Raw genomic sequence first — 15,637 nt, 5'->3', positions numbered from 1 at the left:
TTCATCGTGCACGCAGAATACAAGGGTAGGACGCAGGCCCGGGCGGTAGAGCTATTCCAGGTGTGGACGACCTTGATTGGCACTTCACGAAAAAGGGTCTTTGCGGTGGATACGCCGGCGTTTTCTGGCGTTACCTCAATGCCTTGGCGTCTCTGGCCGTGCTTGGGCAATGCTCGGGCGGTTACCTTGCGGAACCATCGCCGGTGCGATACGCCCGCACTCCGTTGGGCGTGCGGGTTATCGCCGCCACCTTTGCTTCGTTGCCTCTGAGGGGTTCGTGCCCACCAAAGCCTCACTGATTGGACGCGCCGTTGCGTTCAGTACCCGCCATCCTTTCCTGGTGCTGCTGACTGCCATCGGCTTCACAGTCGCGGCGCTGGTCTATACCGCGCAGCACTTCGCCATGACGGCCGACACCGCCGAGCTGATCTCGACCAAGTTGAAATGGCGGCAGCGCGAGCTTGCCTTCGAAGCGGCCTTCCCGCAGCTCAACAATCTGACCATGGTCGTGATCGACGGCACGACGCCCGAGTTGGCGGACGATGCCGCCAAGCGACTGGCGGCTGCCTTGGAGCAACAACCCAAGTCCTTCCGAACCGTGCAGCGGCCGGATGGTGGACCGTTCTTCGATCAGAACGGCTTGCTGCTGCTGCCTCGGGATCAGGTCGCAGCCACGACGCAGGGGCTTGTTCACGCCAAGCCATTTCTGGCGACGCTTGCCGCAGACCCGAGCTTGCGCGGTGTTCTGAACGCACTGTCGACCCTGCTGCAGGGGGTCAAGTACGGTCAGGCATCCCTGCACGACATCGAACCCGTGGCAGCGGCCCTCGGGCAAACGTTCGACAAGGTCCTGGCAGGGCAGCCGGCCTTCTTCTCCTGGCGAACGCTGATCACCGGAGTGCCGGCCAGTCCGCGTGAGACAAGGCATGTGATCCTCGTCCAGCCGGTGATGGACTACACCGCCCTCGAGCCAGGAATGGCGGCAAGCGAGGCGATCCGCAGCACGGCGCAATCGCTTGGACTGGATGCGGCTCACGGCATCATCGTTCACCTGACCGGCCCCGTGCCGCTTGCGGACGAGGAATTCGGAACGCTGGCCCAAGATGCCCACCTGATCATGGGCGCCATGGTTGCTGCATTGCTCGGCATCCTGTGGCTTGCGGTGCGATCCGTCCGGGTCGTTCTTGCGATCGTCCTGACGACGGCGATCGGGCTCGTTATCACGGCAGCGGTCGGCCTGCTGGCGACGGGGCGTTTCAATCTCATATCGGTTGCCTTCATTCCGCTCTTCGTCGGTTTGGGCGTCGACTTCAGCATCCAGTTCAGCGTGCGCAGCCTGGCGGAGCGACTGGTCCAGCCGAGCCGCGAGGCTGCCCTCGTCGCGGCAGGGGGCGGGATCGGACGGGCGCTGGCACTGTCCGCCGCGGCGATCGGCTTCGGCTTCTTCGCGTTTCTGCCGACCACCTATATCGGCGTCGCCGAACTGGGAACCATCGCCGGTCTCGGCATGATCGTCGCCTTCGTGCTCAGCATCGTGCTGCTGCCAGCGCTTCTGGTGCTTCTGCGCTTCCCGGCCGCGCGACGGACGGAGGTGGGCTTCACGGTCCTGGCACCGATCGACATCTTCGTGCATCGCCGACGCGCCGGGGTGCTGGCGTTGTCGGCCTTGGCCGCGGTCGTCGCCGCCGGCCTGCTGCCGATGGTGCGTTTCGACTTCAATCCGCTGGACCTCAAGAGTCCGAAGTCGGAGTCGATGATGACATTGCAGGCATTGTCCTCGGATCCCGATTGGACACCCAACGCCATCAACGTCCTGGCGCCGTCGCTGCCCAAATCGGTGGCGCTGGCGCGTCTGCTCGACGGGCTGCCCGAAGTGTCTCGCACCGTGACGCTCGAGAGCTTCATCCCTTCGCAGCAGGAGGAGAAGCTCGCGCTGATTCACAACGCCGCCAGTCAAGTGGGACCCGCTCTCGAGCCGGGAACGCTGGCGGCACCGCCCTCTGACGAGGAGTTGAAGCAGGTGCTTGCTTCGACCGCGGTTGCGTTGCGCGAGGCGGCGGCCAACGGGAAGGACTCCGCATCTCTATCGGCTCTTCATCTGGCGGATGCGCTCGAGCGTCTCGAGAAGGCCACGCCCGAGACCCGTGCCAGGGCCGCCGCCGTGGTCACGGTGCCGCTGCGCATCGTGCTCGATCAGATGCGAGCCATGCTGAAGGCGAGCCCGGTCACGGTGCAAAGTCTGCCGCCAACGCTGGTGGCCGACTGGATCACGAAGGACGGCCGGTCGCGCATCCAGGTGCTGCCGCAAAGCGGGCAGGAAGACAATGCTGCCCTCCGGCGCTTTGCCAAGGCAATCCAGAACATCGCGCCCGATGCGACGGGCAGCCCGATCGCCACCAGCGCTTCGGGCGACAGCGTCGTGGATGCTTTCCTGCAGGCCGGTGCCTATTCGATCGTCGCCATCATCCTGCTGCTGGCGATCGTCCTGCGTCGTCCACGCGATGTGGTGTTGACACTGTTGCCCGTGCTGTTGAGCGGTCTGCTGACCTTTGCGACCTGCGCGGCGTTCGATCTGCCGCTGAACTTCACGAACATCATCGCCTTGCCGCTGCTGTTCGGTGTCGGTGTCGTCTTCAATATCTATTTCGTCATGGCATGGCGGTCCGGCGAGACCGCGATGCTGAAGTCGAGTCTGATGCGGGCCGTGATCTTCAGCGCCATGACCACGGCCACGGCGTTCGGTGCGCTCTGGTTATCGACGCATCCGGGGACGGCCAGCATGGGCCGATTGCTGATGATTTCGCTCGGCTGGGAGATGCTGGTGACGCTGCTGTTCCGTCCCGCCTTGCTGGCGCTGCCACCGAGCAGCGCGCGCTGGTTCTAGCGCGGGAGCATCAGCTCGAGGTTGCCGAATCGGGCGCCAGATTGGATCGCGTATTCCAGAGGCGGAGCGCCTTGAGCGCAGTTTCCGCCAGTTGTGGCAGGAAGCTCGGGCGCAGCAACTCCGGATCGAATGCGCCCATGCGTCGGCTGTTCTCCGAATAGCAATCCTCGAGAAAACGACGGAAGTTGAAACCATCCAGGAACATGCTGACCTGGGTGGCGGCAAAGTTCTTGCCGTCGTTCATTTCCTTGCTGCGTTGGGCAAGGCCCATCATGCGACGCAGCGCGCGCGTGTAATAGTGAAAGCTCGTCACGGGAAGCAGGGTGCGCGACAGCCATCCGCGCTGCGCTTCCGTGTAGGCCATCCAGTTGACGAAGAAGACGATGTGCCGGGTTTCCTCGTACATCAGGGTTTCGAAGATCTGCAGCATCTCCTTCGGCAGGAATTCCGATTGCCACGCGATCTTGAACAGGCCGAAGCCGAGGAAGGAATCGAGGCATTCCCCGAAGCCGAAATCCTTGAAGCGCCTGTCGATGTTGTCGCTGATATCTTCCAGCGGCCGCTCAGGAGCATCCAGTCCATACTTGTCGATCATGACCCGGATCAGGTCGGCATGCCGGGCTTCTTCCCGGCCTTGCAGGGCCAGTGCTTCTTTCAGAACCGGATCGCTTACCGTTTCAGTGAAGGCTGCGACAATCGCGCCGGCGCGTCGCTCGGTGTAAAATACCTCCGCCCAGAAGGGCACAGTCCGCAGGCGCTGCAACGCCGCTTCGTCGAGTTCCGGCCAAGGAAGGGTATGAGGATCGTATTCGGTGTAAGTCTGCTCAAAATGCCGGCAAAAAGCGTCGCGATGCTCTTGCGATCCAATTTTCATTGTGCTCGCCCTTTTGATGAGTTGCATTGAAGGGCAATGACGCGGATTTGTCTATTGTTTGGATGAAGCATCGCCCGCCTGGAGCATGCGTGATTGACCCGGGCGGCGGTGCTGAGCAAGCTGCGCTCATGAGGGGAGAAGCATTTTCCATCGTCGCAGCGGTGCTGCTGGTATCGCAGCCGGCGAGCGCGCAGCTTCAGCCCCACCGCGCCGAATACGCCTTACGGCTTGGCAGCGCTGCCAATGCGCCACGAATTGGCACGGCCGTGCAGGACATCGCCCTCGATTGCAGCGGTTGGCATATCAAGCGCGATCTCTCTTCGGAGATTGCCTTCACGCCGTCTTTGAAAGTGAGCATCGCGTCGAAGCTCGACGGCGAGGAGCCGAGCGACGGCAGCGCCTTTCGGTATCGTGCCGTCCAGATCGAGAATGGCGCTCACCGCGACACGCATGGAACGGTCGAGCATGCCGGTAACGAGATCCGTGCGGAGATCATCTCGGCGGTCGGTCCCGAGCAGCTCGTTCTTCCGCCGCCGACATTGATGCCGGTTGCCGCCATTGGGCGGCTGGTCGAGCAACTGCGCGCCGAGGCGGCGTTCTCTCCCACGCTGATGTTCAGCGCCGAGGCAATGGGCGACGTCTTCCAGATCGATGTTCGGCAAGTCGGCTCGGAATCGCTGCGCGCTGCGCCGCGTTGGCTCGACCCGGTCGCGGTGCCGGCGGCGCAATCCTGGCCGGTGCTGATGACCTTCAAGCGGGCACGCGAGGAGAATCCGAAGGCGCTGTTCTCCATTCGCGCCCAGCTCTTCAATACAGGCGTGCTCGATCGCCTGACGGTCGATGCAGGCATCGCGACCGTCACCGCGGACCTTCAGGCACTGGAGATGCACAAGGTGCCGGACTGTCCGGAGTCGCGCTAAGAGTCGAGCGCTGCGACTCTGGCGCGTCTATTGCGTGTACGTTGCCTCGCACATTTGGAGGTGCCAATGCGTCTGCCGCTCATCCCGCCGTCGGAATTGTCTTCCGAACAGCGCGCCTTGTATGACGACATGCGCAAGGGCATGGCGTCCAACTTCAATGCCTTTCGCAATATGGCGGATGATGGATCGCTCATCGGTCCGTGGAATGCCTGGTTGCACGAACCCATAATCGGCGCCGCTATCTGGAATCTCACCAAGGCGATGACGATGCAGGCGAGCCTGCCCGATTCGGTTCGCCAGATCGCCATCCTGGTCGTCGGGGCTCATTTTCGCGCAGCCTACGAACTTTATGCCCATGTCGCGGTGGCAGAGAAGGAAGGCATGGGTCCGGCGCGGCTCTCGACATTGGTGGCGGGCAACCGTCCCGACGATCTTTCCGAGGAGGAAGGGTGCGCCTACGATGTCGCGTCTTCCCTCACCTCCGGCGGCGTGCTGCCGGAACCGTGCTATGCGCGCGCCGTCGCGCTGTTCGGGCAGCACGGCGCGAATGAGCTCATCTATCTGGTCGGGCTGTACTGTCTCGTCTCAACGACGTTGAATGCCTTCAATGTGCCGGTGCCCGAGCGGGAGTAGCGATCGACCTGGAGCGCGACAGGCGGAGCGACGTCGCTGGCCATGATGGAAGATCGCTCTGCCGGGACATCGGGCCGCAGAAGGGGATTTCCCGCGACCGCTGAACTTTGGTTTTTCCGATTATTTACCCGGCTCCTCCCCTCGACGATGGTCGAGCGGATCAACCACTGTCGGGAAGAGCATGTCGATCCGTCGTCGAACCTTCGCGAGATTCTTGTCGGCTTCGTTCGCGATGGCGCCATGGGTGGCCCATGGCAAGGAATCGTATCCCGCTCGGCCAATACGGGTCATCGTTCCTTGGCCGGCCGGTGGCGGCGTCGACACCTTCGGTCGCGTGATCCAGGCCGCGCTCGCAAAGGAGCTGGGACAGGCCATCGTCATCGACAATATCGGCGGTGGCTCGGGGCGCATCGGCACCCAGACCGCGGCGCGTGCGGCAGCGGACGGCTACACGTTGCTGCTGGCCAACGACAGCTTCGCGGCAACCGAGGCGTTGCCGATCGCCGGCACGCCGCCCTTGCGGCCAGCCTTCGATCCCGTGAGCCTCGCCATCTCGGCGCCGCAGGGCCTGTTCACCCATCCCAAGTCCGGCCTCCGGTCCATCCAGGATCTGGCGGCCGCGGCGCGTGCTCGGCCCGGCCAGCTCAATGTCGGCGTGCCGGGCATCGGCAGTTCACAGCATCTCACGAGCGAACTGGTATTCAAGGCCGCGGGCAATCTCGCCGTCACGCACGTTCCCTATCGCGGCGGCGGTCCTCTGATTCAGGACCTGATCGCCGGTAACATAGATGCCGCCACGATCACGTTTTCCGCGGGCGCGCAGCAGGCAAACGCTGGCCAGCTGGTGCCATTGGCTGTCACCAGTGCCCATCGGGCTTCGGCGTTTCCAGATGTCCCGACGGTCGGGGAGACGATCGCGCCGGGTTTTGTGCAGGCGACCTGGATGGGTTTCCTGGCGCCGAAAGGCACCCCTGAAGATGTTCGCCTGCGCGTGCATGCGGCGGTTCTCGCCGCCCTGAACGACGCGTCAGTGGCGGTACGGCTGCGCGAACTCGGCTTCGATCCCATCGGACTTGGCGGCGCGGAATTCGCCAAGCTTTTCGACAGCACGATCGGGAAATTCGCCGGCATCGTCGCCGACCGCCAGATCGTGGCCCGGGACTGAAAAGGCGAGCGTCGTCAGCGTCGCGCCGACAGATCACCTGCTCCGTTCATCGGCGGCGGCATCTCGCGAGAAATCGACCACCATTAGATCCATCGGCAGGACATTCTTCTTCTGCTGCGGTGGCGATTGCGGCGAAAGCGTCATTGGAGCGCCGGTCGCCTCGGCCTTGTCGAAGTCCGCGGTGCCGGCACGATCGACGGCGGTCAATCTGAACTCGTCGATGACGTAGGGGATGCCGTTCGATAGCAGCGGCGAGGGACCATCCATCACGTGAAGATGCAAGTGCGGCGCCTGGCTGTTTCCCGTGTTGCCGACCTTCGCCAGCGCTTGCCCGCGCCGTACCTTCGCGCCGACGGTCACCTTGACGCTGCCCGGCTGCAGATGGGCATAGAGGACGTAGGCGCCATTGCCAATGTCGAGCACGATGAAGTTCCCGTCGGCCTCGGCGACATCGAGATTCTTCGGCAGCTTGCCAGGGACCTGCTCTGGCAGATCGTTGCGGATGGCAACCACGGTCCCATTGGCGACAGCGATCACTTCCTTGCCGAAGATGGTGTAATTCGACAACGTTTTGGTGTTGCCGTTGACCAATCGGTTCTGCCCATCTACCTGCTCCCAGTCGATGGCGAAGCGCTGGGCCAGCGCGAAGCGACCGTTGAGGGGCAACAGCGCTCGCACGTGGCGGATCGTGTCGCAGCAGCCGTCGCCAGCGACATAGCCCTTGCCGATCAGGGGCGGGCCCAGGACCACCGGCGGAGGGTCTTCGACCGAGATTTGGCCGACCGTCGTCGTCATCGAAAGACCGCGGTCCACCAGCTGCGCCGTGACCTGGTGGGCGATCGATTTCGGCGTTGGTATTCCGGGGTCGAGGGCCACGTGTGCGAACAGCACGCCGAACTGGCCGACACCGAGATCCGCCGACTCGGCACCTCGTCGTCCACCGATCGAGAAGCGTTTGGCGATATCGTCGCGTCCGAGTTCGAGCAGCATCTTGCCGGTATCGCTGTCGATGACGTGGATCGCGGAAAGCTTGACCTCCGAGCTGGTTGGATTGGCGATGCGCAGTTCATAGACGAGGTGCCGCCTGTCGTCGGCGCCATACATCGTCCTTGGCGCCGCCAGAACGTCGACCACGTACGGTGTCAGATGAGGTGTCTGGGCCGACGCAGACAGGGATAGCGCCCAGATCGACAAGAAGGCGCCGACGACTGTCGGAAACGCACCAGCCTTGAATTGCATCGCGATCGCTCAATCGACGGTTTTGCCGACTGACTTATAGCATGCCGCCGTCCTCGAGCGACTTGTCGCTGCGTCGAGCGTTACTGAGCCTCGTACTTCTCGACGAATTGCTCGACGCTGAGGGTCCTGAAGTCGGCAAGGGCGGCTTTCAGCTGCTCGAACGGCCAGTCCCACCACGCCAACGCCATCAGTCGCTCGGAGATGGCGGCCGGATGCCGTCTCTTGATTACCTTGGCCGGAATGCCGCCGACAATCGTGTAGGGATCGACAGGCTTGGAGACAACGGCACCGGCTGCGATCACGGCTCCGGTCCCGACCGATACGCCTGCCAGCAGAACCGCCCCATGGCCGATCCAGACATCGTGTCCGATCGAGACATGGGCGTCGCGCCGCCACTGGAAGAATGCGTCGTCATCGGCATCGGCCATGCCGTAGCGTTTGCTGCGATAGGTAAAATGATGCTGCGTCGCCCGCCACATTGGATGGTTGCCGGGATTGATGCGTGTTGCCGCGGCGATCGAGCAGAACTTGCCGATCGTGGTGTAGATGGCCATGGCATCGCGAGCGATGTAGCTGAAGTCGCCCATGATGACTTCATCGAGCGTCACCCGTTCTCCGATATCGACGTAGCTCCCGAGTCTCGAGTCCCTGACGACGGCAGTGGGATGGATATGAGTGTCGTATCCGACGGATGCGGTGTCCTTGATCGATGGCAGTGCGTTTCCCACGGCTCTTTCCTTTGTGACTCGTTTGCTGTGCCGAACCTGGCTCTCTCGGCTGATGCTGCTCTATCGATGTCATATGTCGGATATGTGAACCTGCCCTCGCATGGAGCGCCGATCGACCATATGTTAGTGTCTTGCAGCATCCGCTCCCGTGCGGATCTGGCCTGGTCGTTCCTCTCGGGAGATCATTGCACTCCGATGGATATGACAAGCGCTGAAGGAACCGGACGGTCGGGATTGACGCCGGACCAGGCGGTCGATCGCCTCGAGCGTCTTCATGCCGAGGCGAGTGGCGCTCTGCGCGAGGCACTGTCCCGCTTCACGCGGCGCGGAATTGTGCCGACGCCTGAGGAAAGAGGAAAGTTCCGCTACCCCGAATTGCGCGTCGATTGGCAGCCCTCAGGCGCCGTACACTTTACCCGGCGGGCTTGGGCGAAGTTCCAGGCGCCGGGTCTCTACTCGACGACCATCACCCAGCCGGCCTTCTTTCGCCGCTATCTTCTCGAACAGTTGAGGCCGCTGGCTGAGGAGTTCGGGGCGACGATCGATGTCGGGGTGAGCGAGCAGGAAATTCCCTATCCTTTCGTCACCGAGGCCGGCGACGAGTTCATCCGAAGTGATCTTCCGGTCCACGAGTTGGCGCGCCACTTTCCGACTCCCGTCCTGGCCAATGTGGGTGACGAGATCGCCGACGGTACCTGGGTCTTCGAGAAGCGGCGCTCTCGCCCGCTTTCCCTGTTCGATGGACTGCGCGTCGATTTCTCGTTGCGTCGGCTGATGCATTACACGGGCACGGACTGGCGCACGATCCAGCCGTGGATCCTGTTCACGAACTACCAGCGCTATGTCGATCAGTTCCTGTCCTGGGCGATGGCGGAGCTGGGTCGCGACGCGAGCCCCTACAGCCAGCTCGCCTTGCCCGGCGGCGCCACCGTACGACGGGGCGACGATCCGTCTGCGGTCGCTGCCGCCATCGCCGGTGCGCCATGGCATCGTTTCCAGATGCCGGCTTACAATCTTCAGCGATCGGACGATCGAGGCGGCATCAGCATCGTCAATATCGGCGTGGGGCCATCGAACGCCAAGAACGCCACCGATCACCTCGCGGTGTTGCGGCCGCATTGCTGGTTGATGATCGGGCATTGCGGTGGCCTGCGGCAGTCGCAGACGATCGGCGACTATGTGCTGGCGCATGCCTATATGCGCCGCGATCGCATCCTCGACGATCTCGTGCCTCCGGAAGTGCCGGTACCCGCCCTGGCCGAGGTGCAGCTTGCCTTGCAGGTCGCAGCGGAGCGCGTCACCGGTGAACGCGGTGACGCCTTGAAGCGGCGCCTGCGCACGGGGACCGTCGTCAGTTACGACGATCGCAATTGGGAGTTCCGCTGGTCGCAGGAGCGGCATCGCATCAATCTCGGCCGGGCCATCGCGGTCGACATGGAAAGCGCCGCCCTGGCCACGCAGGGCTACAGGCTGCGCGTTCCCTATGGGACCTTGCTCTGCGTGTCGGACAAGCCGTTGCACGGCGAGATCAAGCTGCCCGGTGCGGCGACCAGCTTCTATCAGCGGGCCGTCGGCGAGCACCTGCAGATCGGACTGGAAGCGATCGACATCCTGCGCGGTGAATTGGGTTCGCTTCACTCGCGCAAGCTGCGCAGCTTCGACGAACCTCCCTTCAGGTAGGACCCACAGACCTGGCGGTTGGACCGCCCACACTTCTCGCGGACCGTGATCTGCGGGCCAGGGCTGAAACTTGCCCGGATGATCTTCCGTATCCTGGAATGGTAATTGCAGCGTATGTCCTGGCGGCGAAATGGAACGCGGCCGGTCCTCCGCCGATTCGAACGAATCGTTCATGCCGCACCCCCGGCACGCGAACTGCATGCGGAATTGCAGGTGTCTGGCTCAGAGACTTGGGTAGAATCTGGACCTTTCATGGCGCCTATCAGGTGAGGTCCGATAGGCCAGAAGGGAAGGGCGCGCGCGCTGCGGGCTCATGGGCAGCTTTGAGGGGTGTTGGGTCATGAAGTCTCGTGGAGTTCTCGTCAGCCGCCGCCAAGGACTTAAAGCGGCGCTCGCCGCCGGCGCCAGCACAGCCTTGGGCGCGTTCGCATCGGTTCCTGCAGCCCAGGCGCAATCCCGGGCGGAGACGCTTCGTCAGGTAATGGGCGGGACGCTGAATTCCCTCGATGCCACGGCTCCGGGCAGCACCCGCGAAGTGTTTGGCCTCGCCATGAATGTCTATGACCGGCTGGCCTCCTTCGGCCGCAAGCAGGTCAACGGCTACTGGATCTTTGATTTCGACACGATCCGCGGCGAACTGGCTGAGAAGATCGACCGCTCGGCGGACGGTCGCACCCTGACCTTCCACCTGCGGCAGGGCGCGCGCTGGCATGATGGGACGCCGGTTATGGCGGCTGACGTCAAGTGGTCGCTGGACCGTGCCGTGAGTGCCAAGTCGCTGTCCGCGGCGCAGCTGAGCACCGGCTCGTTGGTCAAGCCGGAACAGTTCCGAGTCGTCGGCGATGGCGTGATCGAGGTTTCGCTGGAGCGTCCCGATCGCCTGGCGCTCGCCAATCTCTGTATCCCGCTGGCGCCGATGTTCAACAGCACGCTGGCGAAGAAGAACGCGACGACGGAAGATCCGTGGGCCCAGAGCTGGCTCAAGGAGAATACCGCGGCCGGCGGCGCCTACATGGTCGAGTCGCACAAGCCCGGACAGCAGACCATCCTGAAGCGCAACGACGACTGGAAGAATGGCGTCGACGGCAAGCTCCCCTTCTTCCGCCGCATCATCGCCCAGACGGTGCCCGAGGCCGCGACCCGCGCGAGCCTGCTGGAGAAGGGCGACGCCGACCTCTCGATCGATCTTCAGTCCAGCGACATCGATCCGCTGGTGCAGCGGGGCAAGGTCAAGCTGGTGGCGATCCCGCAGACCAACGGCTTCACGGCCATCGTCTTCAATACGCGCATGGCACCCTTCGACAACGTGAAGGTGCGCCAGGCCATCGCGGCGGCTCTGCCCTACGAGGACATGTTCAAGGCAGCTCTGTTCGGTCGCGGCCGGAAGTTGTTTGGCGCCGATTGGTCCGAGGCTCCGAATGACTCCTTCCCGCAGCCGTTGCCGCTGCGCACCGACCTTGCCAAGGCCAAGGCGCTGTTGGCCGAAGCCGGGTTCGCCAATGGCTTCGCGACCAGCTTCGCCTTCGCGGCCGGCGCGGCCGCTGCAGCTGAACCCGCCGCGGCGCTGCTGAAGGAGGCGCTGGCCAAGATCGGCATCGAGGTCTCGATCCAGAAGATGCCGGATGCCCAGCTTGCCACCATGGAAGTGGAGCGTCGGCTGCCATTCTTCCTGGAGACGGGCACCGCGTGGCTGCCGGCGCCGGACTACTTCCTGCGGACCTATTTCAATGGCGACCAGCGCTGGAATTTCAGCAGCTTCAAGGACGACGAACTCGACCGGCTCGTGCAGGCAGCGCGCTTCGAGACCGATCCGGCCAAATACGCAGCCATGTGCAGGCAGATGATCACGATCGTCGGCCGTCAGGATCCGGCGTTGATGCTGTGGCAACCCAACCAGGACGCGGTCATGGCGCCCAATGTCGACGGCTTCACCTACTGGTTCCACCGTCAGGTGGACTACCGCGACTTGCGTCGGTCCTGAGCGTTGGGCGCGCTCCGCAACATCGGTCGACGGGCGGCGAGGCGACTGCTTGCCTCGCTGCCGGCGTTGCTGGGCGTTGTCGTCTTCACCTTCATCCTGATGCGCGTCCTGCCGGGCGATCCGGCCACCTTCTTCGCGTCCGGACCGAACGCGGGTCAGGAGGAAATCGAGCAGCTGCGCAAGCAACTCGGACTCGACCGTCCGATACCCGTGCAGCTGATGCGTTATCTCGGTGACGTTGCGACCGGCAATCTCGGCCGCTCCATGACCACAGGCCAGCCGGTCGTCTCGGATCTGGCGCATCGGCTACCGGCCTCGCTCGAGCTCACCTTCTTTGCCCTGGTCATCGCCTTGTCGCTCGCCTTGCCGCTCGGCATCGCCGCGGCGCTGAGGCCGAACTCCGTGATCGACCACGGCGTGCGGGTCCTGTGCACGCTCGGAGTCTGCGTGCCGACTTTCGTTTCGGGCCTGCTGTTGATCTACGCCTTCTATTACGTGCTTGGTCTTGCTCCCGATCCGACGGGACGATTGGATGTCTTCTCGTCGCCGCCGCCGGATATTAGCGGCTTCCTGCTGATCGACTTCGCCCTGGCCGGCGATTTCGAGGGCTGGCGGGCGGCCTTCTCGCAGCTTGTGTTGCCGGCTGCGACAATGGCGCTGTTCGTGCTTGCTCCATTGGCCCGCATGACGCGGGCCTCGATGCTGGCCGCCCTTGGCAGCGACTTCGTCCGCACCGCGCGGTCCATCGGCATGGCCGACTGGCGCGTGATCCTGGTCTACGGGCTGCGCAATGCCATGCTGCCGGTGCTGACCATTATCGGCGTCGTCTTCTCGACGATGTTGGGCGCCAACGTTCTGGTGGAGAAAGTGTTCTCCTGGCCTGGCATCGGGTCCTATGCGCTCGATGCCCTGCTGGCCTCCGACTATGCGCCGGTGCAGGGCTTCGTGCTGCTCATCGCCGCCATCTTTGTCCTCGTGAACCTCACCATCGACATGTTGTACGGCGTCGTCGACCCGAGAATGGGCATCGAGTGAACAGCACGCTTCGCCATGCCGGCTGGGTGCTTCGCGGCAACCCCGTCACCGCCATTGCTGCCACCGCGATGTTCGCCCTGGTGATGCTGGCGATTCTGGCGCCGTGGATCGTGCCTTACGATCCGATCGTCTCCAACGTGTCGAACGCGCTCAAACCGCCGTCGGCCGCGCATTGGGCGGGAACGGACCAGCTCGGCCGCGACATCCTCAGCCGGCTCCTGACCGCTGCGCGGCTCGATCTCGCCATCGCCTTTTCCGCCGTCAGCCTGTCCTTCGTGGCCGGCGCCGTCATTGGGGCGCTGTGCGGTTACGCCGGCGGCGCGCTCGACCGCTGGGTCGGCCGTCTGGTCGACGTGCTGATGGCCTTTCCGTTGTTCGTGCTGGCGATGGCGCTGGTCGCCGCATTGGGCAACCGGGTCGAGAACATCGTCATCGCCACCGCCATCATCAACTTGCCGTTCTATATCCGCTTCGCCCGTGCCGAGGTCAGCGTGCGGCGCAATGCCGGCTGGGTCGAGGCCGCGCGGGCGGGCGGTGAAGGCCGCTTCTCCATCGTCCTGTGGTTCCTGATCCCCAACATCCTGCCGGCGATGGCGGTGCAGATCTCGCTCAATCTCGGTTGGGCGATCCTCAATGCCGCCGGCCTGTCGTTCCTCGGCCTCGGTGTCCAGGCACCGACCCCGGAATGGGGCATCATGGTCGCCGAGGGTGCGCGCTTCATCGGCACCGGCCAATGGTGGCTGGTCGCGTTCCCGGGCCTGGCGCTCATGCTGGCAGTGCTGTGCTTCAACCTGCTGGGCGATGGTCTGCGCGACATCCTCGATCCGCGGATGCGCACATGAACGGATCGCTGCTCGTCGTTCGCGACCTCCATGTCGCCTTCCATACGCGGGGCGGCGTCGTCGATGCCGTGCGCGGCATCGGACTGGAGCTGGCGGCTGGCGACACGCTGGCGATCGTCGGCGAAAGCGGCTCGGGCAAGTCGGTCACCGCCTACTCGGTGATGCAGCTCCTCGACCGCTCGGCGCGCATCAAGCAGGGGCAGATCGTGTTCCGCGGCGAGGACATCACGCGGCCGGCGCCGGCGCGGATGAAAACGCTACGGGGTGCGGCCATCTCGATGGTCTTCCAGAGCCCGCGCACCGCGCTGAACCCCATCCGGCCGATCGGCCGCCAGATCATGGATGCCCTGTCGGCTCATAACGCCGCGCCCGAGGCCGAGCTGCGCAATCGGGCGCTGGAGCTCCTCGAGGCGGTGCGCATCCGCGACGCCGAAAGCCGGTTCGACGCCTATCCCGAACAACTCTCCGGCGGCATGTGCCAGCGCGTCATGATCGCCATGGCCATCGCCTGCAATCCCGCACTGTTGATCGCCGACGAACCCACGACCGGTCTCGACGTGACGACGCAGAAGACCGTGATGGACCTGCTGACTCGGCTGATCGCGGAACGCAACATGGGTCTGATCCTCATCACCCACGATCTCGGCCTCGCCGCGCGCTACTGCCGCAACGTCATGGTGATGGAGAAGGGGCAGGTGGTGGAACGGGCGCCGACGCTTGAGCTCTTCAGCAATCCCACCCATCCGTATACGCGCAAGCTGGTGGCGGCCTCGCCGACGTTCGATTCGACCGTCAATGATCTCGTCGGGGCACCGCCCGCGGCCCCGATCGTGCGGCCACCCGAGGAACGCGGAACGCCGTTGCTGCTCGATGTTCAGGCGGTCACCAAGCGCTATAGCGGCAGCCCCGTCGTCGACCAGGTGTCGCTGACGATGAAGCGCGGCGAGAGCGTCGGTCTCGTGGGCGAGTCCGGATCGGGCAAGAGCACGCTGTCGCGCATGATCTGCCGCCTGATCGACCATGACGGCGGCAGCGTGGTCTTCGACGGCGAGGATATCGGCGACGTGCCGGCCCGCGACTTCCACGCATCGCCGCTGCGCCGCGACATCCAGATCGTGTTCCAGGATCCGCACGAGAGCCTCAACCCGCGCTTCTCCGCCTTCGACTGCATCGCCCATCCGGTCCGGCGCCTGCTGAAGATCAAGGACGGCGCCGAGTTGCGGCGCCGCGTCGAGGAAGTGGCCGAACGTTGCGGCCTGCCGCGGCGACTGCTGTCGCGTTTCCCGCATCAGCTTTCTGGTGGCGAAAAGGCCCGCGTTGGCATCGCCCGCGCCATCGCGGTCGGCCCGCGGCTCCTGGTGCTGGACGAGCCAACGGCGGCGCTGGACGTATCGGTTCAGGCGGTCGTGCTCAAGCTGCTGGACGACCTGCGGCGCGACAGCGGACTCGCCTTCCTGTTCGTCAGCCATGACCTCAATGTCGTACGCATGATGTGCGAGCGCATCGTCGTCATGCGCCGCGGCACCGTCGTGGAGGAAGGCGAGAGCGACGTGCTGTTCCGCGCGCCTCGCACGGACTACACACGCGATCTGCTGGCGGCCATTCCGCATTTCGAGCACCGGCTGCAGGCCGCATCCTGACAGGCCGCCATGACTG

The 15,637-nt window shown here is 64.2% G+C and carries 12 protein-coding genes; 9 read left to right on the top strand and 3 right to left on the bottom strand.

The window, feature by feature from the left end:
- Nucleotides 1–277 precede the first annotated feature (277 nt).
- On the top strand, nucleotides 278–2,884 hold the full coding sequence (locus B5D62_RS12225) for an MMPL family transporter (protein WP_231714791.1): 2,607 nt from the start codon (nucleotides 278–280) through the stop codon (nucleotides 2,882–2,884).
- Between the two features lie 10 nt (nucleotides 2,885–2,894).
- Here the strand turns inward: B5D62_RS12225 and B5D62_RS12220 are convergent, their stop codons facing one another.
- Nucleotides 2,895–3,785 carry a hypothetical protein gene (locus B5D62_RS12220; protein WP_085934133.1) on the bottom strand — a complete coding sequence of 297 codons (891 nt, stop codon included), beginning with the start codon at nucleotides 3,783–3,785 and terminating at the stop codon, nucleotides 2,895–2,897.
- A gap of 101 nt (nucleotides 3,786–3,886) precedes the next feature.
- Between B5D62_RS12220 and B5D62_RS12215 the strand changes: the two genes are divergently transcribed.
- From B5D62_RS12215 to B5D62_RS12205, 3 genes are all read left to right on the top strand, one after another.
- The gene (locus B5D62_RS12215) at nucleotides 3,887–4,678 is read left to right on the top strand and encodes an EipB family protein (RefSeq protein WP_170920903.1); all 792 of its coding nucleotides are present in this window, start codon (nucleotides 3,887–3,889) and stop codon (nucleotides 4,676–4,678) included.
- A gap of 66 nt (nucleotides 4,679–4,744) precedes the next feature.
- Nucleotides 4,745–5,311: a carboxymuconolactone decarboxylase family protein gene (locus B5D62_RS12210; RefSeq protein ID WP_085934131.1), complete on the top strand. Its 567-nt coding sequence runs from the start codon at nucleotides 4,745–4,747 to the stop codon at nucleotides 5,309–5,311.
- 214 nt (nucleotides 5,312–5,525) lie between these two features.
- The gene (locus tag B5D62_RS12205; RefSeq protein ID WP_170920902.1) at nucleotides 5,526–6,476 is read left to right on the top strand and encodes a tripartite tricarboxylate transporter substrate binding protein; all 951 of its coding nucleotides are present in this window, start codon (nucleotides 5,526–5,528) and stop codon (nucleotides 6,474–6,476) included.
- Between the two features lie 33 nt (nucleotides 6,477–6,509).
- Here the strand turns inward: B5D62_RS12205 and B5D62_RS12200 are convergent, their stop codons facing one another.
- Nucleotides 6,510–7,715: a M23 family metallopeptidase gene (locus tag B5D62_RS12200; RefSeq protein WP_085934129.1), complete on the bottom strand. Its 1,206-nt coding sequence runs from the start codon at nucleotides 7,713–7,715 to the stop codon at nucleotides 6,510–6,512.
- Between the two features lie 80 nt (nucleotides 7,716–7,795).
- The gene (locus tag B5D62_RS12195; RefSeq protein WP_231714790.1) at nucleotides 7,796–8,443 is read right to left on the bottom strand and encodes a DapH/DapD/GlmU-related protein; all 648 of its coding nucleotides are present in this window, start codon (nucleotides 8,441–8,443) and stop codon (nucleotides 7,796–7,798) included.
- Between the two features lie 201 nt (nucleotides 8,444–8,644).
- Here B5D62_RS12195 and B5D62_RS12190 point away from each other — a divergent pair, with 201 nt between their 5' ends.
- The 5 genes from B5D62_RS12190 (at nucleotide 8,645) to nikE (ending at nucleotide 15,621) form a co-directional block, all read left to right on the top strand.
- Nucleotides 8,645–10,123, top strand: a complete 1,479-nt coding sequence (locus tag B5D62_RS12190) for an AMP nucleosidase (protein ID WP_085934740.1) — start codon at nucleotides 8,645–8,647, stop codon at nucleotides 10,121–10,123.
- Nucleotides 10,124–10,463: 340 nt separating this feature from the next.
- Nucleotides 10,464–12,104: an ABC transporter substrate-binding protein gene (locus B5D62_RS12185; protein ID WP_085934128.1), complete on the top strand. Its 1,641-nt coding sequence runs from the start codon at nucleotides 10,464–10,466 to the stop codon at nucleotides 12,102–12,104.
- A gap of 3 nt (nucleotides 12,105–12,107) precedes the next feature.
- Nucleotides 12,108–13,139 (top strand): ABC transporter permease, encoded by a 1,032-nt coding sequence (locus B5D62_RS12180; RefSeq protein WP_231714789.1) that lies wholly within the window; start codon nucleotides 12,108–12,110, stop codon nucleotides 13,137–13,139.
- Nucleotides 13,136–13,981, top strand: a complete 846-nt coding sequence (locus B5D62_RS12175; RefSeq protein ID WP_085934127.1) for an ABC transporter permease — start codon at nucleotides 13,136–13,138, stop codon at nucleotides 13,979–13,981. Before B5D62_RS12180 ends, B5D62_RS12175 begins: the two co-directional genes overlap by 4 nt.
- Nucleotides 13,978–15,621, top strand: a complete 1,644-nt coding sequence (nikE, locus tag B5D62_RS12170; RefSeq protein ID WP_085934126.1) for a nickel ABC transporter ATP-binding protein NikE — start codon at nucleotides 13,978–13,980, stop codon at nucleotides 15,619–15,621. The genes B5D62_RS12175 and nikE overlap by 4 nt, the downstream gene beginning before the upstream one ends.
- Nucleotides 15,622–15,637: the final 16 nt, after the last annotated feature.

This window comes from Enhydrobacter aerosaccus (genome assembly GCF_900167455.1).
In the GTDB taxonomy this organism is placed as follows: Bacteria; Pseudomonadota; Alphaproteobacteria; order Reyranellales; family Reyranellaceae; genus Reyranella; species Reyranella aerosaccus.
Note: the sequence above shows the minus strand (reverse complement) of the source record. Positions and strands in the feature narration are given on the sequence as shown.